Below are 22,852 nucleotides of genomic sequence, written 5' to 3'. Positions count from 1 at the left end.
GCCGGCCCTGCCTAGTCGCAGTCGCGGCAGATCGGCTGGCCGTTCTTCTCCCGTGCCAGCTGGCTCCTGTGGTGCACGAGGAAGCAGCTCATGCACGTGAACTCATCGGCCTGCTTGGGCAGGACCCGTACTGCCAGCTCCTCGTTGGACAGGTCCGCGCCGGGCAGCTCCAGGCCTTCGGCCGCGTCGAATTCGTCGACGTCGACGGCCGAGGCCGTCTTGTCGCTCCGACGAGCCTTGAGCTCTTCGAGACTGTCCTGATCGACGTCGTCGTCGGTCTTGCGTGGGGTGTCGTAATCCGTTGCCATGTCGCTCTCCCCCTCTGGGTGTCTGCGGGTGTCTCAGCGCACGTAACGCGTGAGAGGCCGGACTTGTGCCCGACCTGAGGCGGAGATTTTGCCTCACATCAAGGTCTGTTACTCAATCGACACCCAAGAGGACCGCTCGAGAGCGGCCCGCTTGGGTGGCGATGGGGACCGTACACGGTCCCGGCGTCGCGCTCCACGGGCGCCACCCCGTGTACTTCCCGTGATGCTCGACCCCGAAAACCCCGACTTTTACGGGCTTTCCCCTGGGGTTGGCGATCACGGAGCGTTGTTGGCGGGAAATTCGTTCTTGTGATCGATCACACACGGATCACCCTGGTTCAGGTCCCGAAAATTCCGCCCAAAGCGAACAATCCCGTGCCCCGCCGAATCGCTCCGTCCGACCTCTCACACCGGGAGTGAGACACGCATCACAAGGCCACCGCCCTCGCGGGGCTCCGCGATGATACGGCCGCCGTGGGCACGCGCCACGGACCGGGCGATCGACAGGCCGAGCCCGACCCCCTTGTCGCTGCCCGTTCGCTCCGTACGCAGGCGCCTGAAGGGCTCGAAGAGGTTGTCGATCTCGTACGCCGGCACCACGGGGCCGGTGTTCGCGACCACCAGCAGGGCCTGACCGCCCTGGAGCTCGGTGCCGACCTCCACCCAGCCGCCCTCGGGGACGTTGTACCGCACGGCGTTCTGCACCAGGTTCAGCGCGATCCGCTCCAGCAGGACGCCGTTGCCCTGGACGACGGCGGGGCTCCGCTCACCGCGGATCGCCACCCCGCGCTCCTCCGCCTCGCCGCGCGTCTGGTCGATCGCCCGGGAGGCGACCTCCGCGAGGTCGACCGGTTTGCGCTCCACGATCTGGTTGTCGCTGCGGGCCAGCAGCAGCAGGCCCTCCACCAGCTGCTCGCTGCGCTCATTGGTGGCCAGCAGGGTCTTGCCCAGCTGTTTGAGCTCCGGCGGGGCCTGGGGGTCGGAGAGGTGGACCTCCAGCAGCGTGCGGTTGATCGCGAGCGGTGTGCGCAGCTCGTGCGAGGCGTTGCCGACGAACCGCTGCTGGGCGGTGAAGGCCCGCTCCAGGCGGTCCAGCATCTCGTCGAAGGTGTCGGCCAGCTCCTTGAGCTCGTCGTCCGGGCCGTCCAGCTCGATCCGGCGGGACAGGTCCGTTCCAGCCACCCGGCGGGCGGTACGGGTGATCCGGCCCAGCGGCGAGAGGACCCGCCCGGCCATCGCGTATCCGAAGGCGAAGGCGATGACGCTCAGGCCGACCAGGGCCAGCAGCGAGCGGTTGAGCAGGGTGTCGAGCGCCTGCTGCCGCTGGTGGTTGACGCAGGAGTTCATCGCCGCGTTGAAGGTGTCCGGCGACGCCTTCTCCGGCAGATTGCAGACCGTGCTGGTGACCTGCCCGTTGACGATCTCGAACGGCAGTTCGCTTCCCACGTGCAGGGCCTGTGCGGCCAGCATGTAGATGATCGACAGCAGCAGGATGCCGGCGATCAGGAACATGCCGCCGTAGAGCAGCGTGAGCCGTATCCGGATGGTCGGGCGCAGCCAGTAGGGGGGCTCCTGCTGCTTGGGCTCCCAGGTGGGCTTCGGAGGCGTCGCGGGCGGCGCGGGGACGGCGGGCACCGGCCGTCAGATCCGGTAGCCGGAGCCGGGCACGGTGACGATCACCGGCGGCTCACCGAGTTTGCGGCGCAGGGTCATGACCGTCACGCGGACGACATTGGTGAACGGGTCGGTGTTCTCGTCCCACGCCTTCTCCAGCAGCTGCTCGGCCGAGACGACCGCGCCCTCGCTGCGCATCAGGACCTCCAGCACGGCGAACTCCTTCGGCGCGAGCTGGACCTCCGCCTCACCCCGGAAGACCTCGCGCCGGTTCGGGTCGAGCCGGATGCCGGCCCGCTCCAGGACGGGTGGCAGCGCCACTGTCGTACGCCGCCCGAGCGCCCGCACCCGTGCGGTGAGCTCGCTGAAGGCGAACGGCTTGGGCAGGTAGTCGTCGGCGCCCAGCTCCAGGCCCTCGACCCGGTCGCTGACGTCCCCGGAGGCGGTGAGCATCAGCACCCGGGTGGGGATGCCGAGCTCGACCACACGGCGGCAGACGTCGTCGCCGTGGACCAGGGGAAGGTCGCGGTCCAGCACCACGACGTCGTAGTCGTTGACCTCGATGCGCTCCACGGCCGCCGCGCCGTCGTACACGACATCGACGGCCATGGCCTCACGGCGCAATCCGGTGGCCACCGCATCGGCGAGCAGCTGCTCGTCCTCCACGACGAGTACGCGCACGGCGCTGTCCTTCCCTAGAAACTTCAGAACGTGACGGATAGCCCACGGTCCGTGTCCGGGACGCTCGCAGGCATGTCTGTGCGGCTCCATCCTGCCCGCAACACGCATAAACCGGCGGTAAGGCGACGCTGCCCCACCTGGGGCTCAAGGGAATTCACCGGATTTTCCGCCCAGTTGAGGTTTCTTTGGACCAAGGCCCGGGGAGGACGAATGCACACCCGAGATCACGCCTTGAATGTGGCGTACCACAGGCCACTCCGTCCCCGGAGAGCGCGTGATCACCCGCCCTACCGCTACCGCGCGGAGGGAAACCCCGGGCACACCCCCGTGCCACCGACCCACGATGAGGGGGCGCATTATGGACGCGTTCACCGCAGGTCTGCTGCAGCGGATCCGGACCACCGAGCACGACCTCACCCGGGCCCGAGAGACGGGCGACGACTTCCTCGCGGACGTCGAGCAGAGCGAACTGGACGACCTTCACCGCCTCGCCGCCGAACACGGCGTCGAGATCGGCGCCAGCAGCGTCTGAGCACGTCGGCGGGCAGGGCCCCGATGCCGTTGAACGGCGTCGGGGCCCTGCCCGTGTGCGGGACACCCGCCTGACGCGGGCCAGAGGCGCCCGCACGCATGCGTGCGGGAGAGGGGCCCGGTTCCCGCGCCCACAAGGCGCCGGAGCGCCCTCGTGGCACAGCCGCTCGGGCGGTCCCGCGACGCCCCACGCGTACGTACCGCACCCCGCGACGCCGCAGGACGGTGCCAAACACCCCCTCAGTCGCGCCAGGCGCCGTACTCCTCCAGGAGGGCCTGGAGCGGCTCGAAGACACCCGGGGAGGCGGCGACCGTCAGATCGCCGTCGGCGGGCAGGCCGGGGCGTCCGCCGGTGGACGCGCCCGCCTCGCGGGCGATGAGGTCACCGGCCGCCAGGTCCCAGGGGTGCAGCCCGCGCTCGTAGTAGCCGTCGAGGCGCCCCGCGGCCACGTCGCAGAGGTCCACTGCGGCGGATCCGCTGCGGCGGATGTCGCGCAGCCGCGGGATGAGCCGCCGCGCCACCTCCGCCTGGTGCGTGCGGACGTCGGCGACGTAGTTGAAACCGGTCGAGACGAGTGCCTGGTCGAGCGGGGGCGCGGGGCGGCAGCGCAGCGCGGTCTCCTCGCCGTACACGCCGCCCGCGGCGTGGGCACCGCCACCGCGCACCGCCCAGTAGGTCTCCCCGCGCATCGGGGCCGCCACGACGCCCACCAGCCGTTCGCCGTCCCGCTCGACGGCGATGGAGACGGCCCAGGTGGGAAGGCCGTAGAGGTAGTTCACCGTGCCGTCGAGCGGGTCGATGACCCAGCGGACGCCGCTGCGCCCCTCGGTGCCGCCCCCTTCCTCGCCGAGGACGCCGTCGTACGGGCGGCGGTCCCGCAGGAAGCCGGTGATCAGCTTCTCGGCGGCGATGTCCATCTCGGTGACGACGTCGATCGGACTGGACTTGGTCGCGGCCACGCCCAGATCGGCCGGGCGGCGGTCGCGGAGCAGCGCGCCCGCGCGGGCGGCGGCGTCCAGGGCGAGGTCGAGCAGTACGTCCAGATCGTGTTCGCTCACGGTTCTCCAGAGGTAGTGGGCTCTTACGCGTACGGACTGTCGGCGCCCGCGGCGGCGGGCCTGGCGGTACGGGCCGGGCAGCAGCCGGCCGGGCAGAGGTCGTGGGACGGCCCCAGCGCGCCCAGCGCGCAGCGCTCCACGCGCTGTCCCCGCTCGGTGGCGGCCCGCTCCAGCACCAGCTCGCGCACGGCGGCGGCGAACCGCGGATCGGCGCCCACCGTCGCGGACCGGCGCACCGGCAGGCCCAGCTCGGCGGCCTTCGCGGTGGCCTCGGTGTCGAGGTCGTACAGCACTTCCATATGGTCCGAGACGAAGCCGATGGGAGCCATCACCACGGCGGGCACCCCGTCCGCGTGCTGCGCCTCCAGGTGGTCGCAGATGTCGGGTTCCAGCCACGGGATGTGCGGGGCGCCGCTGCGCGACTGGTAGACGAGCCGCCAGGGGTACTCGACACCGGTCTCCTCGCGCACCGCGTCGACGATCAGCCGGGCGACGTCGAGGTGCTCGGCGACGTAGGCGCCCCCGTCGCCGTGCGTCTCCACGGGGCCGGAGGTACCGGCGGCGGAGACGGGGATGGAGTGCGTGGTGAACGCGAGGTGCGCCCCGGCCCGTACGTCCTCGGGGAGGTCGGCCAGCGAGGCGAGGACGCCTTCCGCCATGGGGGCCACGAACCCGGGGTGGTTGAAGTAGTGCCGCAGCTTGTCGACCCGCGGCACGGGCAGCCCCTCCTCCTCCAGTGCGGCCAGCGAGGCGGCGAGGTTCTCCCGGTACTGCCGGCAGCCGGAGTAGGAGGCGTAGGCGCTGGTGGCGAGGACCGCGATGCGGCGGTGGCCCGCGGTGGTCATCTCGCGCAGGGTGTCGGTGAGGTACGGCGCCCAGTTGCGGTTGCCCCAGTAGACCGGCAGATCCAGCCCGTTCTCCGCGAAGTCCTTGCGCAGGGCGTCCAGCAGGGCCCGGTTGTGGGCGTTGATCGGGCTGACGCCGCCGAACAGGAAGTAGTGCTTGCCGACCTCCTTCAGCCGTTCCTCGGGAATACCCCGGCCCCGGGTCACGTTCGCCAGGAACGGAACCACGTCGTCCGGGCCTTCGGGGCCACCGAAGGAGAGCAGGAGCAGGGCGTCGTAGGGGGCGGGGTCGCGCAGATCGGACATGCCGTCGATCCTGCCACTCCCGACGGGCCGCCCCTCCACCGACATCGGTTCCCGGCCGCCCCCGATGCAGGGCCGGTCTGCCCGACCGTAGGCTGTATCGGTTGAAAGCGCGCCGTTTCGACGCCTATGACCACGCCGCCCCGGAGCACCTCTTGCCCAGTCCCTACCGCGCGATATTCGCCGCCCCCGGCACCAAGGGGTTCTCGGCGGCCGGATTCCTCGGCCGGATGCCGCTGTCCATGATGGGCATCGGCGTAGTGACCATGATTTCCCAGCTCACCGGCCGTTACGGGCTGGCCGGGGCGCTGTCGGCGACGCTGGCGATGTCGGCCGCGGTGCTCGGGCCGCTGATCTCCCGGCTCGTCGACCGGCACGGGCAGCGCCGGGTGCTGCGCCCCGCCGCCCTCGTCGCGCTGACGGCGGTGGCCGGGCTGCTGGTCTGCGCGCAGCAGCGGCTGGCCGACTGGACGCTCTTCGTCTTCGCGGCGGGCGTCGGCTGCGTCCCCAGCGTCGGCTCGATGATCCGGGCCCGCTGGGCGGAGATCTACCGCGGTTCACCGCGGGAGCTGCACACCGCGTACGCCTGGGAGTCGATCATCGACGAGGCGTGCTTCATCTTCGGGCCGATCATCTCGATCGGCCTGTCGACCATCTGGTTCCCGGAGGCCGGGCCGCTCCTGGCGGCGGTGTTCCTGCTGGTCGGCGTCGTGTGGCTGACCGCGCAGCGGTCCACCGAGCCGGTCCCGCATCCGCGCGGGCAGCAGGGCGGCGGCTCCGCGCTGCGTTCTGCGGGGCTCAAGGTGCTCGTGGTGACCTTCGTGGCCACCGGGATGCTTTTCGGGGCCATCGACGTGGTGACCGTGGCCTTCGCCGAGGAGCAGGGCCACAAGGCCGCGGCGAGCCTGGTACTTGCCGTGTACGCGCTGGGATCGTGCCTGGCGGGAGCGGTCTTCGGGCTGCTCCATCTCAAGGGGCGGGCGAACATCCGGTGGCTGGTGGGCGTGTGCGCGATGGCCGTGAGTATGATCCCCCTCCAACTGGCCGGGAACCTGCCGTTCCTGGCCGTGGCGCTCTTCGTCGCGGGCCTGGCCATCGCACCCACGATGGTCACCACCATGGCTCTCGTCGAGCAGCACGTACCGCGCTCCGAACTGACCGAGGGCATGACCTGGACGAGCACCGGGCTGGCCGTCGGCGTGGCGCTCGGCTCCTCGGCCGCAGGCTGGGTGGTCGACTCCTCGGGGGCCGAGGCGGGGTACGTGGTGCCCCTCGTGGCGGGAGCGCTCGCGGCCGCGGTGGCGTTCCTGGGGTATCGCCGGCTCAGCGGGCCGGTTCCTAGTGAAGGGCGCGCGGAAGATGACCGACGCACGGACGAAGACGAACGCGTGGCGTAACTGGGCCGGGAATGTCACCGCCCGTCCGGTACGGGCCGTGTCCCCCGCCTCCGTGCCGGAGCTCGCCGAGGCGCTGCGCCGGGCCTCGGCGGACGGCCTGCGGGTGAAGCCGGTCGGCACCGGGCACTCGTTCACCGCGACGGCCGCCACGGACGGCGTGCTGATCCGCCCGGACCTGCTCACCGGCATCCGGAGCATCGACCGCGAGGCGATGACGGTGACCGTCGAGGCAGGCACCCCGCTGAAGCGGCTGAACGCCGCCCTGGCCCGCGAGGGCCTCTCGCTCACCAACATGGGCGACATCATGGAGCAGACGGTCGCGGGCGCCACCTCGACCGGCACCCATGGCACCGGCCGTGACTCGGCGTCCATATCCGCCCAGATCCGTGCCCTGGAGCTGGTCACCGCCGACGGCACGGTGCTGACCTGCTCGGAGCAGGAGAACGCCGATGTCTTCGCCGTCGCCCGGATCGGGCTCGGCGCGCTGGGCGTCATCACGGCGATCACCTTCGCCGTGGAGCCGGTCTTCCTGCTGACGGCCCGCGAGGAGCCGATGGGCTTCGACCGGGTCGTGAGCGACTTCGACGAGCTGGTCGCCGAGAACGAGCACTTCGAGTTCTACTGGTTCCCGCACACCGGGAACTGCAACACCAAGCGCAACAACCGCAGCGCGGGCCCCGCGGCCCCGCCCGGGAAGGTCAGCGGCTGGATCGAGGACGAGCTCCTCTCCAACGGGATCTTCCAGGTGGCCTGCTCCCTCGGCCGGGCGGTCCCCGCCACCATCCCGTCGATCGCCCGGCTCTCCAGCCGCGCCCTGTCGGCCCGGACCTACACCGACATCCCGTACAAGGTCTTCACCAGCCCGCGCCGGGTCCGCTTCGTGGAGATGGAGTACGCGGTGCCGCGCGAGGCGGCCGTCGAGGCGCTGCGCGAGGTGAGGGCGATGGTGGAGCGCTCACCGCTGCGCATCAGCTTCCCGGTGGAGGTCCGCACCGCCCCCGCCGACGACATCGCGCTCTCCACGGCCTCGGGCCGCGACAGCGCGTACATCGCCGTCCACCTCTACCGGGGCACCCCGTACCAGGCGTACTTCACGGCGGTGGAGCGCATCATGACCGCCCACGCCGGGCGCCCGCACTGGGGCAAGGTGAACACCCGCGACGCCGAGTACCTGGCCGGGGTGTACCCGCGCTTCGGCGAGTTCACCGCGGTACGCGACCGGCTGGACCCGGACCGGCTCTTCGGCAACGACTACCTGCGCCGGGTCCTGGGCGAGTAGGGCCGTTCACCGCCCGGTTCCGGTGCCCCCGGCGGTTGTGCCGCCCTGGGCCGGGGCCTCGCCGCCCGCGGGGGCCGGGGCGCCGGTGGTGCCGTCGCCGGACGGCGCCGGGGTGGGCGCGGTCTCCGGGGCCGAGGGGTTCGTAGCGCCGCCGGTGTCGCCGGACGCTGCGGGGCCGGGCGTCGGACCGGTGGAGGGCTGGTCGCCGCGGCCGGTGTCCGGGGTCCGGCTCGCGCCGCCCTGCGGGTCCGTCCCCGGCGTCGCGCCGCCCTCCCGGTCCGGAACCCCTTCCCGGCCGGTGCTCGTCGACGGTGCCGGGGTGTCCGTGCCGGAACCCCGGTCGCCGCTGCCGCGTACGACGGAACCGACGGTCGTGCCCCGGCCCCCGCTCAGGTCGCCGCCGGAGACCAGCTCGTACGTGGTGATCCCGGCCATGGCGAGCACGAAGACGGCCACCGCGCCGAGCGCCGAGCGCTTCCAGCCGCGCAGCCGGGTGCCGTGCGTGGTGGCCTCGGAGAACTCCCCGTCCGCCGCGGGCAGCACCGCGGTGGCGTCCACGGCTCCGCCGGGGGCCCGGTCCGGCACTCTCCGCGTCTTCGTCGTACCCGTCCCGCGCGCCTGTACGGTCACATCGCGGATCTGCTCCCCGGTACGCCGGAAGACGTGCTGGAAGACCGAGCCGCCGCAGGTGGCGACGATGCTCATCACCCCGGCGCCGAGGATCGTTCCGTACACCCCCAGCTGGGAGGCCGCCACCGCTGCCGCGACCGCCGCCACGGCACTGCCCGCCACTTGCGGCAGGCTCAGATCGATACGCCTTTCCTTGGGTTCTATGTCACTTTCCGGCTTCTGCACCATTTCCAGCCCTCTGTTGACATCGCTCCCACCATGCACCAGGAAGGGACAAATGAGCGAAGTGATTAGTTCCGTTTCGGGGGATTCTGTGAAGCAGGACACTCCGGGAGGGTCCGTCCAGCCGGTCCGGCGACCCAACTCCCGCACCTCACGAGAACTTCGACGGCGCGGCGCTCCACCCTCGTGGCCCGAATGGAGTACTGTGTCGAGCCCTGGGGCCGGACGCCCGTGCGGATGTTCCGGATCTTCAAAAAGGGAGCCGAAGGAGGCACTCGATCCGGCGGCGCTCGGCATCGCGCGGGGACTGGCTGCATGAAGTGACCATGGGTCGCTTCCTGTTGCGAAACGGGTCACCGTGTCACGTCGGCGATCAAGGGCTCACGCCCGACACACCGGGCAACACGACAATGTTGTGGCAGGCTGCACCCGGGCAGGCCACACTCGACTAGCGGAAGCAGCGACGCACGTGACGTCGGCAGGCACCACCCGGGAGGTCCCCATGCCCGAACTGCGTGTCGTGGCCGTCTCCAACGACGGCACACGACTGGTGCTCAAGGCTGCTGACAGCACGGAGTACACACTCCCGATCGACGAGCGGCTGCGAGCCGCCGTGCGCAACGACCGCGCACGCCTCGGCCAGATCGAGATCGAGGTGGAGAGCCACCTCCGCCCCCGCGACATCCAGGCCCGGATACGAGCCGGCGCCTCCGCCGAGGAGGTCGCCCAGTTCGCCGGGATCCCGGTCGACCGTGTCCGCCGCTTCGAGGGCCCCGTGCTCGCGGAGCGCGCCTTCATGGCCGAGCGGGCCCGCAAGACCCCCGTACGCCGCCCCGGCGAGAACACCGGCCCCCAGCTCGGCGAGGCCGTGCAGGAGCGGCTGCTGCTGCGCGGCGCCGACAAGGAGACCGTCCAGTGGGACTCCTGGCGCAGGGACGACGGCACCTGGGAGGTCCTCCTGGTCTACCGGGTCGCGGGCGAGCCGCACTCGGCCAGCTGGACGTACGACGCGCCGCGCCGCCTGGTGCAGGCCGTGGACGACGAGGCGCGTTCACTGATCGGCGAGACCGACGACGTCGCCGCGCCCGAGCCCAGCTTCCCGTTCGTGCCCCGGATCGCCCGGCTGCCGCGCGACCGGCCGCTGGACCGTGCCCTCGACCGCCAGATCGAACGCCCCATGGTTCCTCCGCCGGAGCCGGAGGACCACATCTCGGCCAGTGAGCGAGATTCCCTGACCAGCCTGCTGGAAGCGGTGCCGAGCTTCCGCGGCGACATGGTGGTGCCGGAGCGTCCGTCGCCGCCGGAGCCGCCCGCCCTGGAGCCCGCCGCGCAGGAGCCGGAGGCGGACGAGCCGCCCGCCGCGGCCTCCGCGGGTGCCGGTTCCGCCTACGCCGACGTGCTGATGCCGAGGGCGGTGGCCGGTCACCGCGACCGTCTGACCGGGACGACGGACCGTCAGGCCGAGGCGGACGGCGTCCGGCCCGGCCGCCGGGCCGCCGTTCCGACCTGGGACGAGATCGTCTTCGGTACCCGCCGCAAGAAGCAGGACTGAGCGGGTTCACCCCGGCATGAGGAAGGCCCGTACGCCTCTGCGCACGGGCCTTCCTGCCGGTTCGCCGTTACTGGGGCTCGGGGCCCGTGGCGACCGGGCGGGACGCGTCGCCGGACCACTCGGACCAGGAGCCCGCGTACAGCGCGGCGGGCAGGCCCGCGACGGCCAGGGCCAGCACCTCGTGGGCGCCGGAGACCCCGGAGCCGCAGTAGACGCCGATCTCTCCCGCCCGGTCGGCGCCCAGCGCCCGGAAGCGCTCCGCCAGTTCCCCGGGAGCCAGGAAGCGGCCGTCGGCCCCGGTGTTCTCGGAGGTCGGAGCCGATACGGCGCCGGGGATGTGGCCGCCCACCCGGTCGACCGGCTCCACATCACCCCGGTAGCGCTCGGCGGCCCGCGCGTCGAGCAGCAGGCCAGAACGGGCGAGCGCGGCGGCCCCGTCCGCGTCGAGCAGCGGCAGCGCTCCGGGGGCCGGGCGGAAGTCACCCCCGGCCGGGGCCGGGGTCTCCTTCTGGAGCTCGCCCGGCCAGGCGGCGAGGCCGCCGTCCAGGACCCGGACGTTCTGATGACCCGTCCAGCGCAGCAGCCACCAGGCGCGCGCCGCCGCCCAGCCCTGGCCTCCGTCGTACACGACCACCGGGGTGTCCCGGGAGACGCCCGCCCGGCGCATAACGGCCCCGAACTCCTCCGGGTCGGGCAGCGGGTGGCGGCCTCCTCGCCCGGCCGGCCCCGCGAGCTCCGCGTCCAGGTCGACGAAGACCGCGCCGGGGATGTGCCCGGCCTCGTAGTCGGGCCGGCCATGTGGGCCGCCCAGCTGCCAACGTACGTCCAGGAGCACCGGCGGACGTGGCCCCGCCGACTCGCTCACGTATTCGGATGCGGTGATGATGGGCTTCATGAGTGCCATCCTCGCGCAGGCGCCGCCCCGCCCGTGACACCTTCGAAACGGGCGCACCGCGGCAATCCGGTCTCTCTGCGTCGAGATCCGGAACAACGCGGCGCGGCCGGGACGCTTCGTGCGCCGGGGGGTGCCACCATCTGCACGGGGCGCACACATCCCGTACCGCGTGGCGGCACACCGGCCCCGTTACCCCGTACGGCCACCCTGATGGTCCGAGGAGAGAGTGACGATGACCGAGGCTGCCGCTCCGCGTACGCCCGGAAGCCCGTGCTGGGTGAGCCTGCTCGTGCACGGCATGGGCACCACCCAGAATTTCTACGCCGAGCTGTTCGGCTGGGAGTTCGTGCCGGGTCCGGAGCAACTGGGCCCGTACGTCCGTGCGCTGATCGGCGGAAAGGTGGTGGCCGGGATCGGGCAGCTGCCGCCCGACCGGCATCTGCCGGTCGCCTGGACGACCTACCTGGCCACCGATGACGCGGACCTCACCGCGGAGGCCGTGCGCTCCTGCGGGGGCACGGTGGCCGTGGGGCCGCTCGACGCCGGCGAGGCGGGCCGGATGGCCATCGCCTCCGATCCGGGCGGCGCGGTCTTCGGGATCTGGCAGGCCGCCGAGCACCTCGGCACGGCGCTCGCCGGAGCCCCGGGCACGCCGGTCTGGAACGAGCTGGTGACCCGGGAGACCTCGACGGTCTGCAAGTTCTACCAGACGGTCTTCGGCTACGAGGCCGAGGCCGAGGTCTCCGCCGACTTCGATTACCAGACGCTGCGTCTGGACGGCCGCCCGGTGGCCTCGCTGCACGGGGTCGGCCACGCCCTGCCACGCGACCGGGGCCCGCACTGGATGACCTATTTCGAGGTCGCCGACACCGACGAGGCCGCGCGGCGCGTGGTGGAGCTCGGCGGCCATGTGCTGCATCCGCCCCGGGAGGGGGCGAGCGGCCGGGTGGCGACGGTGGCGGACCCGGAGGGCGCGGCGTTCACGATCGTGCGCTCGGTGGCCGGCTGAGCCTGCCGACGGGGCCGTTCAGCGTGCCCGGACCCGTTCCACATGGCGGTGGGCGGGACCTGCCAGCCGGGCGTGCAGCTCGTCGAAGAGTTCGGAGGCATGCGTTCCGCTCCACTCGCCGGGCAGCAGCTCCCGGGCGATGCCGGGGTCGAGATAGACGAGTCTGCGCCAGTCGGTGAGGAGCCCGATGTACGTCACGAAGGCCTGGCGGTCCGTCACCGGGGCACCGCTCGCGATCCGTTCGGCCACCGGGCGGTGCGTGGCCAGGAAGTCGACGTACAGCCGTTGCAGGCGGGCGGTGTCCCACCAGGAGCGGACCTTCCCGGCGAGGTCATCGGCGTCGCCCCCGGCCGCCGAGAGGTAGTCGGCCCGGAAGAGGTCGGTGTAGGCGCGCAGTCCGTGCCTGGCCAGCATGGATTCCGCTTCGCCGTGCACATGGCCCGGGGCGATCCACACCCCGGCGGACACGGAGCCGAAGCCGAGCCGGGTGAGCTGGGTGCGCAGGGTGTGCCGTCTGGCCCGCTCGGACTCGGGCACCGAGAAGACGACCAGCACCCAGCCCTCCTCGGCAGTGGCCCGGCGGGCGGCGAAGATGCGCGGGTCGCCGTCGCGCAGGATGCGTTCGGTCTCGGGCGAGATCCGGTATCCGGCCGCCCCGGAGACCGACTGGGCTTCGAGCAGTCCGGCCCGCTTCAGCCGCGAGACGCTGGAGCGTACGGTCGGCGCCTCGACGTCGAGGTCGGCGAGCAGCTGGATCAGAGAGGCCACCGACATCCAGCCGCCGGTGTCGCGGGCGTACAGCCCGTAGACGGTCACGATCAGCTGCCGGGGCTGCACCCTGGCCAGCGGGCCCGGTCCGGACCTGGCCGCTTCTCCGCTCGCCATGTTCACGCCGCCATCCTAAGCAGCCCCACGAGACCGTGGCGGAGCGGCTCAGGCGGAGCCGACCGGCAGCACGTCCGGGGAGAGCGCGGCGGCGCGGGCGGTCACGCTGGTGGTCCGGCGCTGGTGGTGGCGTCGGCACAGCACCTCGTAACCAATCTCGCCAGCCTGCTGGTTGACGTCTCCCACGACCACCTGGGCGCCTTCGACGACCATCTCGCCGCCGACCGTCCGGGCGTTGTGCGTGGCACGGGCGCCGCACCAGCAGAGCGCCTCGACCTGGAGCGTCTCGACCCGGTCGGCGAGCTCGATCAGCCGCTGCGAACCGGGGAAGAGCTTGGTCCGGAAGTCGGTGGTGATGCCGAACGCGAAGACGTCCATGCCGAGATCGTCGACGATGCGCGCCAGCTGGTCGATCTGGACGGGGGCCAGGAACTGCGCCTCGTCCACGATCACGTAGTCCGCCCGGCCGCCCCGGCTTATCCGGTCGACGAGATGGGCGAACAGATCCATGGCCTCGTCGGCCTCGATGGCCTCGGTGACCAGTCCCAGCCGTGAGGAGAGCTTGCCCTCCCCCGCCCGGTCGTCACGGGTGAAGATCACGCCCTGCAGACCGCGTGCCGAACGGTTGTGGCCGATCTGAAGGGCCAGCGTGCTCTTTCCGCAGTCCATCGTTCCGGAGAAGAACACAAGCTCGGACATGAGAGGTCCAGCACCTTTCGGGTGGGGAGGGGACGGGTGGGAGGAAGAAGGTTACGAGCGTACTTCGAGGAGCGGGACGAGCTGCTCGACGGGGGTCATCGAACCGTGCACGCCGACCATCGCGGACTCGTTCGGCTCATGGACGGAGGCGGTGATGATCACGTCGTCGTGGGCCGCCGCGACGACATCGCCGATCCTGCCGTGGACCCGCTCGTCGATCCTCGGCCCGAACCAGCCGGCCGCGATCGCCTCCTCCCGGCTCGCCACCCAGAACTGCTCGCCGAGCACATCCCGCCAGACGGCGAGCACATCGCTCTCGGCTCCCGGGACGGCGTACACGTGGCGGGCCCGGCCCTCGCCCGCGAGGAGGGCGACCCCCGCGCGCAGCTCCCAGTCCTCGTCGAAGTCGATCCGGGACTGCTCGTCGAACGGGATGTCGATCATGCCGTGGTCGGCGGTGACGTACAGCGCCGAGCGGGGCGGGAGCTGCTCGGCCAGGCGACGGGCCAGCCCGTCCACGTACATCAGCTGGCCGCGCCAGGCGTCGGAGTCGACGCCGAAGCGGTGGCCCTTGCCGTCGACCTCGCTGTAGTAGGTGTAGACGAGGGTCCGGTCGGCGGCGGCGAGCTGTGCGGCGGCGGTGTCCATCCGCTCCTCGCCGGAGAGCCGTCCCAGGAAGGAGCCGCCGCTGAGCGCGACCTCGGTGAGCGGGGTCCGCTCGAAGTCGGGCGCGGAGACCTGGGCGGTGCGCACGCCCGCGGCGTCCGCGAGCCGGAAGACCGTGGGGTAGGGCTGCCAGGCCGCCGGGGAGACCCAGGGGCGCCAGCGGAGCTGGTTCATCAGCTCGCCGGTCTCCGGGTTGCGGGCGGAGTAGCCGGGCAGGCCGTGCTCCCCGGGCGGCAGCCCCGTCCCCACGGAGGCCAGCGAGGTGGCGGTGGTGGCGGGGAAGCCCGCGGTGATCGGGCGGCCGGTGCCGCCGCGCGAGGTGGGGAGCAGGGAGTGCAGGAAAGGCGCCTCGTCGGGGTGGGCCTTGATCTGCTCCCAGCCCAGGCCGTCGATCAGGAAGACGCAGTTCCGGTCGGCGGGGGTGAGTTCGGGGATCGCGGCGGTGAAGCCGGGTACGCCCTGTCCGGCGACGAGCGTGGGCAGCAGATCGGCGAGCGACCCGCTGCCGTACTCCGGGACCGGGGCGCTCCCCACCGTGAGCGGATCGGGCTCCTGCCAGGCCGGCTGTGCCATCAGCGGCCGGTCGCCGCGGTCGCGGCCGTGGCCTCGGAGAGCGACTGGGCGAAGGCGAGGGTCTGGCGCACGGTGTCGGGGCCGTCGCCGGCCTCGCTGACCCGCAGGCTCAGGTCATCGGCGGTGGTGTTGCCGGTGTAGCCGTGGTCGGCCTCGCAGTTGGGGTCGCCGCAGGCGGCCGGCTCCAGGTCGATCCGGGAGACCGCGCCCCAGCCGATGGTGAGGACGACCTCGCGGGGCAGCGTGCCCGGCACGTACTTCTCCGGGTTGGCCACGACACGGCTGACCACGACCGACGAGATCCGGTCGAGCTTGACCGACTCGGTGGAGGTGGTGGCGTACGGCGTCGGGGAGCTGGTGTCCGCGTTCTGCTCGTCGGTGTGGCTGACGATGAAACGGTTGTCCGTGAGGACCAGGACGGTGACGTGGCGGCGCACTTCGTTGGAGTCGAACGTGGTCTCCTGGTGCACCAGGTACGAGGCAACCGGCTCACCGCCCACGGCGGCCTCCACCGCCTCGGCCACGAGGGCCGGGTAGTAGCCACTGCGCTCGATCGCCGCGCGCAGCCCCTGGGTCGTCGTACCGGTCTTTGCCATGGGCACCATCCTACGGGGGCCCGATGACTGCCGGGGACGTTGCGCGACGGGGCGGCCGGCGGCCGCTCCGGTCAGTAGTTGGGCAGGCGGCGGGGGCCGAGATCGGTACGGGCCGGGGGCGGCGAGAGGCGGACGCTCGCGCCGAGGACGGTCAGTCCCCGGGTCGCGACCACCACGGGCTCCAGGGCGACGGAGACCACCTCGGGGTGGTCGTCGACCAGCCGGGAGACCCGGAGCAGCAGCTCTTCGAGTGCCGCGGTGTCCACCGGGGCGGCTCCGCGCCAGCCGAAGAGCACCGGCGCGGCCCGGATGGACCGGATCAGCTCCGCGGCGTCGCGGTCGGTGGCCGGGACGAGGCGGTGGGCGGTGTCGCCGAGCAGCTCGGAGGGGGCTCCGGCGAGGCCGAAGGAGAGGACGGCGCCCGCGGCCGGGTCGATCGTGGCCCGTATGACGGTGTCGACGCCGCGCGGTGCCATGGACTGGACGACGGGCTGGAGTTCGGCGGGGCCGCCCAGCAGCTCGGTCAGTTCGCCGTAGGCCCGGCGCAGCGCGTCCTCGTCCGCCAGGTCGAGCCGGACGCCGCCGAGGTCGGCGCGGTGACGCAGGTGGGGTGCGGTGGTCTTGAGCGCCACGGGATAGCCGAGCCGGGCGGCGGCGACGACGGCGGCGTCCGGGTCGGGGGCCGGGAGCGTCGGCCGTACGGTGATGCCGTAGCGGGCCAGGAGTCCACGGGCCTCGTCCGTGCCGAGCTGTCGGCCCCGGAGGTCGGGGTCGGGGCCGAGGAGGGTGTCGATGAGGTGGGCGGCGCCCGGCTCGTCGATGGTGTCGTCGAGGAATTCGGGCACCTTGCCGGGGATGGCGGCCTGCCGCCGCCACTGGGCGTACCGCACCGCTTCGGCCAGGGCGCGGACCGCCCGTTCGGCGGCGGGGTAGGCGGGGATGCGGCCGGGGGCCTCCGCTTCCGGCGGAGGTTGCGGGGCCTCGGGCGCTCGCACGGACTCCGGGGCTCGGGGGCCCTGCTGGGTCTGCGGGGTCTGCGGGCCCTGCGGGGCTTCCCCGCCCGCCGAGGGGCGGGCAACCGTGCCGGTGGCCGCGGCCAGGGCCTCCGCGAGCCCGCCGATCTCGACGTGTACGACTGCCACCGGCTTGGCCGGGCCCGCGGCGGCGGCCGAGCGCAGCGCCTCCGCGAGCACTTCGCCGTCGCCCGCTTCCGCCTGGCCGTCCTCGCCGACCCAGGGGATCGCCGTCACGATCACCGCGTCGCAGCCCTCGTCGGCCAGCGCCTTCGCCAGGGCGTCCCTGAAGTCCTGCGGGGTGGCGGCGGTGGTGAGGTCCAGCGGCAGCCGCGGGCGCAGCCCCTCGGCGAGGCAGGCGTCGTACGTGAGCAGGCCGAGCGATTCGGAGTTGCCGAGGATCATGACCCGGGGGCCCGCGGGCAGCGGCTGGTCGGCGAGGAGAAGACCCGCGTCGACCATCTCCGTGACCGTGTCCACCCGGATCACGCCCGCCTGCCGCATGAGCGCCGAGACCGTGGCGTCCGGAATGCGCCGGGTCGGCACCGCGTGGCCGGGCGGGGTGGAGCCGCTGTGCCGGGCCCCCTTCACCACGACCACCGGCTTGACGGCCGCGGTCCGGCGCGCGAGGCGGGTGAACTTGCGGGGGTTGCCGATCGACTCCAGGTACAGCAGGGCGACGTCGGTATCGGGGTCCTCGTACCAGTACTGGAGGAAGTCGTTGCCGGAGATGTCGGCGCGGTTGCCCGCGGAGATGAAGGTCGACAGGCCCGCGCCGCGCCGGTAGAGGCCGGAGAGCAGGGCGATGCCGATCGCTCCGGACTGGGTGAAGAGGCCGATCCGGCCCCGGGCGGGCGGCTCGGGGGCGAGCGAGGCGTTCAGCCGTACCGCGTCCGAGGTGTTGATGAGGCCGAAGGCGTTCGGGCCGATGATCCGCATGCCGTACGAACGGGCCTGCCGGACCAGCTCGCGCTGCCGGTCCCTGCCCTCGGCACCCCATTCGGCGTACCCGGCGGAGAGGACGACCAGGCCCTGCACCCCGTGCTCGCCGCAGTCCGCGACGGCTTCCGGAACGCGGTCGGCGGGGACGGCGACGACCGCGAGGTCGACCGGTTCGCCTATCTCACCGAGGGAGCGGCGGGCGGGGACGCCGTCGATCGTGTCCTGTCCGGCGGTGAAGGCGCTGTTGACGGCGTACGTGCGGCCGGTGAACCCGGCGCCGAGGACGTTGCGCAGGACGGTGCGGCCGACACCTCCGGGGGTCCGGCCGACGCCGATGACGGCCACGGAGCCGGGGGCCAGCAGGCGTTGCACGGAGCGGGCCTCGGCCCGGTGCTCGCGGCCGCGCTGGACGGCGAGGGACTCGGCGGTCGGTTCGAGGTCCAGGGTGAGGTGGACGGAGCCGTCCTCGAAGCTGCGCTGCTGGGTGTACCCGGCGTCCCGGAACACTTTGATCATCTTGGTGTTGGCGGGCAGCACCTCGGCGGCGAAGCGGCGGATGCCGCGCTCGCGGGCGACGGCCGCGATGTGTTCGAGGAGCGCCGAGGCCACGCCGCGGCCCTGGTGCGCGTCCTGGACCAGGAACGCGACCTCGGCCTCGTCGGCGGGCGCGGAGGCGGGCCTGCCCCGCTCGTCGATCCGGTCGTAGCGGACGGTCGCGATGAACTCGCCGCCGACCGTGACGGCGAGCCCCACCCGGTCGACGTAGTCGTGATGGGTGAAGCGGTGCACGTCCCGGTCGGACAGCCGGGGATACGGGGCGAAGAACCGGTAGTACTTCGACTCGTCGGAGACCTGCTCGTAGAAGCTGACCAGTCGCTCGGCGTCGTCGGTGGTGATGGGCCTGATGCGCGCGGTGCCGCCGTCGCGGAGGACGACGTCCGCTTCCCAGTGGTCGGGGTAGACATGATGGGGACTCTGCTCCGGGGCGGGCTCCATGGGCAAAGCCTACGGCTCTGTCAGCGGTCGCGTACGTACCGGGGCCGGGGCAGTCTGGGAGGGCCGATCAAGGGATGTCCCGCACGTCACGGACGTCCGGCGGCTCGGCCGGAACACCGCGCACCGCATGCGAGAATGGTCTAGACAACTGTTGATTCGTGAAGGGCAGAACCATGGCTGAGCGCCGCGTCAACGTCGGTTGGGCCGAGGGCCTGCACGCCCGCCCCGCTTCCATCTTCGTCCGTGCCGCCACGGCTTCCGGCGTCCCCGTGACGATCGCCAGGTCCGAGGGCACCCCGGTGAACGCCGCGTCCATGCTCGCGGTCCTCGGCCTCGGCGCACAGGGGGGCGAGGAGATCGTGCTCGCTTCCGAGGCGGACGACGCCGAAGCCGCTCTGGACCGTCTGGCGAAGCTGGTCGCCGAGGGACTCGAAGAGCTTCCGGAGACCGTCTGAAGCGTTTTCACCGAAAGAGCCGCGGCACCACCGAACAGGGCCGCGGCTTTTTCACGTTCCGGGACATTCAACCGGGAAAGAAATGCGGTACGGGAAATCCAGAAGGCCGGCCGCACGGAACCTCATCCCTTTTATACGGCGTCCTCGTTAACAACGGATGCCCGCGGTGTTTTCGGAATGTTGCGGGGGCCTCACCCGGGCATCGGCGCGGGAAGCCGGGAGCGCAGCCGGTGCCCGGCCGCCGCTCGCTCCGCGTGGTGGACGGCCAGCGCCCTGGCCCGGTCGGCGTCACCGCGCGCCACCGCGTCCACGATGGCCCCGCGCTCGGCCCAGGCGTCCGCCGGCCGGGCCGGCTGCTCGACCACGTACATCCAGGCGATCTTGTGCCGCAGCTGGCCGAGCAGGGCGATCAGGCCAGGGCTGCCGGAGGCCTGTGCCAGCGTCTCGTGGAACCAGCCGCCCAGCGCGCGCAGATCCTCGCCCTCGCCCCGCCGCACCCGGTCGTGACCGAGGCGCACGAGGCCGCACAGCACCTTGAGGTGGGCCTCGGTGCGGCGCTGCGCGGCGCGGGCGGCACCCAGCGGCTCCAGCAGCATCCGGACCTCCAGGAGGTCGGCCGCCTCCAGGTCGGTGGGCTCGGCGACACAGGCACCCGCGTGTCTGCGGGTGACCACGAAGCCCTCGGACTCCAGGGTGCGCAGCGCTTCGCGGACCGGGACGCGGGAGACCCCGTACCGCCGGGCCAGCACCTCCTCCCTGAGACGGCTGCCGCGCCCGAAGACACCGGAGACGATGTCGTCACGGATCGCCGTACTTACCGAATGCGCGGGAATGCGCATGCCCGAACCTCCGTCTCCATGCCCGCTAAAAGCGGCTGCCCGACGCCTGTTCCGTGACTCTATGGCAATGCGGCACCATTTCCGATGCCGGGTGGAAATTCATGAATACCTTCCGGCCGCGCGAAGGTCCGGCGCCGGGCGGTCGCCCGTACCGCACGGCGGGCACGCCGAAGGCCCCGGACGCGGAGCCCGGGGCCTTCGGCGGAAGCTGTGGCGGTGCGCCGGTCAGAGGGCGGCGCCATGGGCGCGCAGGTACGCGACCGGGTCCACGTCGGAGCCGTACGACGGCGTCGTCCGGGCCTCGAAGTGAAGGTGCGGCCCGGTGGAGTTCCCGGTCGAACCGGAGAGGCCGATCTGCTGGCCCGCGGCGACGCCCTGACCGACCGCGACACCGATCGAGGAGAGGTGGCCGTACTGCGTGTACGTGCCGTCCGCCATCCGGAGCACGATGTTGTTGCCGTACGCGCCGCCCCAGCCGGCCTCGACGACCGTACCGGCGCCGACGGCGACGACGGAGCTGCCGGACGCGGCGTGGAAGTCGACGCCCGAGTGACTGCCGGAGGACCAGAGCGAGCCGCCGGACTTGTAGCTGGTGGAGACGTACGAACCGGCGACCGGAAGGTGGAAGGCGCCCAGCGCGGTGCGCTCGGCGGACCGGGCGACACGGGTCGCCGTCCCGGCGCGGGACTCGGCCGCGCGCTCCGCAGCCGCCTTGGCCTCGGCCTTCTTCTTGGCCGCTGCCTTCTTCCGCGCCTCGGCCTTCGCCTTCGCCTTGGCCTCGGCCTCGGCCTTCGCCGCGGCGTCGGCCTGGTGCCGCTGCGCGTCGGCCTGGGCTCCGATCCGCTCGGCGAGGGTCTCGTCGATGGTGAGGACCTGGGTCAGGCCGGTGTCCTCGACGGCGGCGGACTCGGCGTCCGCGGCGACGGCCGGGGCGGCCAGACCGCCGATGACGCCGGTGGTGGCCAGGGCCGCGACGCCGACGGCCTTCGCGCCCTTGCGCTTCAGTCGGCCCGGGGCACGATGCTTCCCGGTGGCACGGGTGAACGCCATGGAGTGGCTGATCCTTTCCTTCCTTCTCGCCTACCGGGTTAGCTGACGGGTTCGGAGCAGGAAGGTCTCCTACGGGCGCCCCGGCCCCTTGGGGCTCAGGCGTCCGATTCACCCCAGGGACTGCGTGGGTCCCCGGCTCCCCGGGCTCGCGCCGGACGGGGACTCGGCGATGACTGTCCGGTACGTCGCGGATGCGGCATACGAGTGGCGAACAGTCGTGCCGACGCTAAACGGGGCGACTTTCATCCGCCAAACGGACAGGGCGTTTTGTAGCGCATCCCACAGGGCAGACAGGCAACCCTTGCAACAGAACGGACAAAAGGGGCGACTCTCGCGAGATCTCGCTCGCGAGGGTCGCCCCTTTGCCCCACTGCGTACCGATCGGTGCGGCCAGAGGCCGACCGATGACCAGCCGGTCAGCCGGTGACCACCGTCACCTCTCCGATGCCCAGGGTCCGGACGGGCTCCTCGATCCGGGCCGCGTCGCCGACCAGGATCGTGACCAGCCGGTCGACCGGGAAGGCGTTGACGACCGCCGCGGTCGCCTCGACCGTGCCGGTCTCCGCGAGGCGGGCGTACAGCTGCGCCTGGTAGTCGTCCGGCAGATGCTGCTCGACCTGGTCGGCGAGGGTTCCCGCGACGGAGGCCGCCGTCTCGAACTTCAGGGGCGCCACGCCCACCAGGTTCTGCACCGCCGTCTCGCGCTCCTCGTCGGTGAGGCCCCCGGCCGCCAGCGTCCGCAGGACCGTCCACAGGTCCTTCAGCGCCGGTTCGGTGGACTCCGTGTCCACCGAACCGCTGATGGCCAGCATCGAGGCACCGGTGGCGCCCGAGGCGGAGCCCGGGGCCGTCGAGCGCAGCACCTGGGCGAAGGCCCGCACGCCGTACGTGTAGCCCTTCTCCTCGCGCAGCACCCGGTCGAGGCGGGAGGTGAGCGTGCCGCCCAGGCAGTAGGTGCCGAGCACCTGGGCCGGCCACACACGGTCGTGGCGGTCGGCGCCGACCCTGCCGATCAGCAGCTGGGTCTGGACCGCGCCGGGACGGTCGACGATCACCACGCGGCCGGTGTCGTCGGCGGTGATCGGAGGCACCGGGCGGGACTCGGCGGCCTCGCCCGACCAGTCGCCCAGGGTGTCGGCGAGCAGGGCGTCCAGATCGATGCCGGTGAGGTCACCGACGACCACGGCGGTCGCGGCGGACGGCCGGACGTGGGCCTCGAAGAAGGCGCGCACGGCCGCCGCGTCGATCCGCTCCACCGTCTCCTCGGTGCCCTGGCGCGGACGCGACATGCGCGCCTGTGCCGGGAAGAGCTCCTTGGAGAGCTGCTTGGCGGCGCGCCGGGCCGGGTTGGCCTGCTCGTGCGGGATCTCGTCGAGCCGGTTGCGCACCAGCCGCTCGATCTCGCTGTCGGAGAAGGCGGGCGCCCGCAGCGCCTCGGCGACCAGTCCGAGCGCCTTGGCCAGCCGGGAGGCCGGAACCTCAAGGGAGACCCGGACGCCGGGGTGGTCCGCGTGCGCGTCGAGCGTGGCACCGCAGCGCTCCAGCTCGGCGGCGAACTCCTCCGCGGTGCGCTTGTCGGTGCCCTCGGACAGGGCCCGCGACATGATCGTGGCCACGCCGTCGAGGCCCTCGGGCTCGGCGTCCAGCGGGGCGTCGAGGAAGATCTCGACCGCCACGACCTGCTGGCCGGGGCGGTGGCAGCGGAGCACCGTGAGGCCGTTGGGCAGGGAGCCGCGCTCCGGGGCGGGGAAGGCCCAGGGACGGGCGACGCCGGGGACCGGCTGCGGGTGGTACTGCATCGAAACTCCAGTCG

The 22,852-nt window shown here is 72.5% G+C and carries 20 protein-coding genes, 1 pseudogene and 1 riboswitch; of the genes and pseudogenes, 6 read left to right on the top strand and 15 right to left on the bottom strand.

Features of this window, described 5'->3' with window-relative positions; genetic code table 11:
- Positions 1-11: 11 nt before the first annotated feature.
- The 3 genes from ACFVWY_RS12900 to ACFVWY_RS12890 form a co-directional block, all read right to left on the bottom strand.
- Positions 12-308 (bottom strand): DUF4193 domain-containing protein, encoded by a 297-nt coding sequence (locus tag ACFVWY_RS12900; RefSeq protein WP_003965732.1) that lies wholly within the window; start codon positions 306-308, stop codon positions 12-14.
- Between the two features lie 405 nt (positions 309-713).
- The gene (locus ACFVWY_RS12895) at positions 714-1,943 is read right to left on the bottom strand and encodes a sensor histidine kinase (RefSeq protein WP_389870586.1); all 1,230 of its coding nucleotides are present in this window, start codon (positions 1,941-1,943) and stop codon (positions 714-716) included.
- A gap of 6 nt (positions 1,944-1,949) precedes the next feature.
- Positions 1,950-2,603 carry a response regulator transcription factor gene (locus ACFVWY_RS12890; RefSeq protein ID WP_389870583.1) on the bottom strand — a complete coding sequence of 218 codons (654 nt, stop codon included), beginning with the start codon at positions 2,601-2,603 and terminating at the stop codon, positions 1,950-1,952.
- A 343-nt stretch (positions 2,604-2,946) separates the two neighbouring features.
- On the opposite strand from ACFVWY_RS12890, the gene ACFVWY_RS12885 reads away from it, so the two are divergent.
- Positions 2,947-3,135 carry a hypothetical protein gene (locus ACFVWY_RS12885; protein ID WP_389870947.1) on the top strand — a complete coding sequence of 63 codons (189 nt, stop codon included), beginning with the start codon at positions 2,947-2,949 and terminating at the stop codon, positions 3,133-3,135.
- 239 nt (positions 3,136-3,374) lie between these two features.
- Here the strand turns inward: ACFVWY_RS12885 and ACFVWY_RS12880 are convergent, their stop codons facing one another.
- Together ACFVWY_RS12880 and ACFVWY_RS12875 are read right to left on the bottom strand one after the other, a co-directional pair.
- Entirely contained in the window at positions 3,375-4,193 is an 819-nt protein-coding gene (locus ACFVWY_RS12880) for an inositol monophosphatase family protein (protein ID WP_389870581.1), read from the bottom strand.
- Between the two features lie 23 nt (positions 4,194-4,216).
- The gene (locus tag ACFVWY_RS12875) at positions 4,217-5,344 is read right to left on the bottom strand and encodes a ferrochelatase (RefSeq protein ID WP_389870579.1); all 1,128 of its coding nucleotides are present in this window, start codon (positions 5,342-5,344) and stop codon (positions 4,217-4,219) included.
- Between the two features lie 152 nt (positions 5,345-5,496).
- On the opposite strand from ACFVWY_RS12875, the gene ACFVWY_RS12870 reads away from it, so the two are divergent.
- Both ACFVWY_RS12870 and ACFVWY_RS12865 read left to right on the top strand, forming a co-directional pair.
- A complete protein-coding gene (locus ACFVWY_RS12870) occupies positions 5,497-6,738 on the top strand; it encodes an MFS transporter (protein WP_389870925.1) in 1,242 nt (413 codons plus the stop codon).
- Positions 6,701-8,017 carry a D-arabinono-1,4-lactone oxidase gene (locus tag ACFVWY_RS12865; RefSeq protein ID WP_389870576.1) on the top strand — a complete coding sequence of 439 codons (1,317 nt, stop codon included), beginning with the start codon at positions 6,701-6,703 and terminating at the stop codon, positions 8,015-8,017. Before ACFVWY_RS12870 ends, ACFVWY_RS12865 begins: the two co-directional genes overlap by 38 nt.
- A gap of 6 nt (positions 8,018-8,023) precedes the next feature.
- Here the strand turns inward: ACFVWY_RS12865 and ACFVWY_RS12860 are convergent, their stop codons facing one another.
- Entirely contained in the window at positions 8,024-8,875 is an 852-nt protein-coding gene (locus ACFVWY_RS12860) for a hypothetical protein (protein WP_389870573.1), read from the bottom strand.
- A gap of 496 nt (positions 8,876-9,371) precedes the next feature.
- Between ACFVWY_RS12860 and sepH the strand changes: the two genes are divergently transcribed.
- Entirely contained in the window at positions 9,372-10,421 is a 1,050-nt protein-coding gene (sepH, locus tag ACFVWY_RS12855) for a septation protein SepH (RefSeq protein WP_389870569.1), read from the top strand.
- 67 nt (positions 10,422-10,488) lie between these two features.
- Here the strand turns inward: sepH and ACFVWY_RS12850 are convergent, their stop codons facing one another.
- Entirely contained in the window at positions 10,489-11,316 is an 828-nt protein-coding gene (locus ACFVWY_RS12850; RefSeq protein WP_389870566.1) for a sulfurtransferase, read from the bottom strand.
- 232 nt (positions 11,317-11,548) lie between these two features.
- Between ACFVWY_RS12850 and ACFVWY_RS12845 the strand changes: the two genes are divergently transcribed.
- On the top strand, positions 11,549-12,325 hold the full coding sequence (locus tag ACFVWY_RS12845) for a VOC family protein (protein WP_389870564.1): 777 nt from the start codon (positions 11,549-11,551) through the stop codon (positions 12,323-12,325).
- A gap of 18 nt (positions 12,326-12,343) precedes the next feature.
- On the opposite strand, the gene ACFVWY_RS12840 is transcribed toward ACFVWY_RS12845, so the two are convergent.
- From ACFVWY_RS12840 to ACFVWY_RS12820, 5 genes are all read right to left on the bottom strand, one after another.
- Positions 12,344-13,210, bottom strand: a complete 867-nt coding sequence (locus ACFVWY_RS12840) for a PaaX family transcriptional regulator C-terminal domain-containing protein (protein WP_389870923.1) — start codon at positions 13,208-13,210, stop codon at positions 12,344-12,346.
- Between the two features lie 48 nt (positions 13,211-13,258).
- The gene (locus tag ACFVWY_RS12835) at positions 13,259-13,909 is read right to left on the bottom strand and encodes a thymidine kinase (protein WP_389870562.1); all 651 of its coding nucleotides are present in this window, start codon (positions 13,907-13,909) and stop codon (positions 13,259-13,261) included.
- A gap of 51 nt (positions 13,910-13,960) precedes the next feature.
- Positions 13,961-15,148, bottom strand: a complete 1,188-nt coding sequence (locus ACFVWY_RS12830; protein ID WP_389870560.1) for an alkaline phosphatase family protein — start codon at positions 15,146-15,148, stop codon at positions 13,961-13,963.
- Complete coding sequence (locus tag ACFVWY_RS12825; protein WP_352273245.1) at positions 15,148-15,744, bottom strand: DUF5998 family protein; 597 nt, start codon at positions 15,742-15,744, stop codon at positions 15,148-15,150. The genes ACFVWY_RS12830 and ACFVWY_RS12825 overlap by 1 nt, the downstream gene beginning before the upstream one ends.
- Before the next feature lie 71 nt (positions 15,745-15,815).
- Positions 15,816-18,695 carry a GNAT family N-acetyltransferase gene (locus ACFVWY_RS12820; protein WP_389870557.1) on the bottom strand — a complete coding sequence of 960 codons (2,880 nt, stop codon included), beginning with the start codon at positions 18,693-18,695 and terminating at the stop codon, positions 15,816-15,818.
- Positions 18,696-18,868: 173 nt separating this feature from the next.
- Between ACFVWY_RS12820 and ACFVWY_RS12815 the strand changes: the two genes are divergently transcribed.
- On the top strand, positions 18,869-19,150 hold the full coding sequence (locus ACFVWY_RS12815) for an HPr family phosphocarrier protein (protein WP_389870555.1): 282 nt from the start codon (positions 18,869-18,871) through the stop codon (positions 19,148-19,150).
- A 147-nt stretch (positions 19,151-19,297) separates the two neighbouring features.
- On the opposite strand, the pseudogene ACFVWY_RS12810 reads toward ACFVWY_RS12815, so the two are convergent.
- The 3 genes and pseudogenes from ACFVWY_RS12810 to ACFVWY_RS12800 form a co-directional block, all read right to left on the bottom strand.
- Positions 19,298-19,989: pseudogene (locus ACFVWY_RS12810) on the bottom strand (GntR family transcriptional regulator).
- 225 nt (positions 19,990-20,214) lie between these two features.
- On the bottom strand, positions 20,215-21,039 hold the full coding sequence (locus ACFVWY_RS12805) for a M23 family metallopeptidase (RefSeq protein WP_389870552.1): 825 nt from the start codon (positions 21,037-21,039) through the stop codon (positions 20,215-20,217).
- Positions 21,040-21,052: 13 nt separating this feature from the next.
- Positions 21,053-21,218, bottom strand: a riboswitch (cyclic di-AMP (ydaO/yuaA leader).
- 237 nt (positions 21,219-21,455) lie between these two features.
- Positions 21,456-22,838: a M16 family metallopeptidase gene (locus ACFVWY_RS12800; protein ID WP_389870921.1), complete on the bottom strand. Its 1,383-nt coding sequence runs from the start codon at positions 22,836-22,838 to the stop codon at positions 21,456-21,458.
- Between the last annotated feature and the right edge of the window lie 14 nt (positions 22,839-22,852).

Source organism: Streptomyces sp. NPDC058195, assembly GCF_042883525.1.
Taxonomy (GTDB): domain Bacteria; phylum Actinomycetota; class Actinomycetes; order Streptomycetales; family Streptomycetaceae; genus Streptomyces.
The sequence above is the reverse complement of the archived record's forward strand: the minus strand, read 5'-3'. Positions and strand labels throughout refer to the sequence as shown.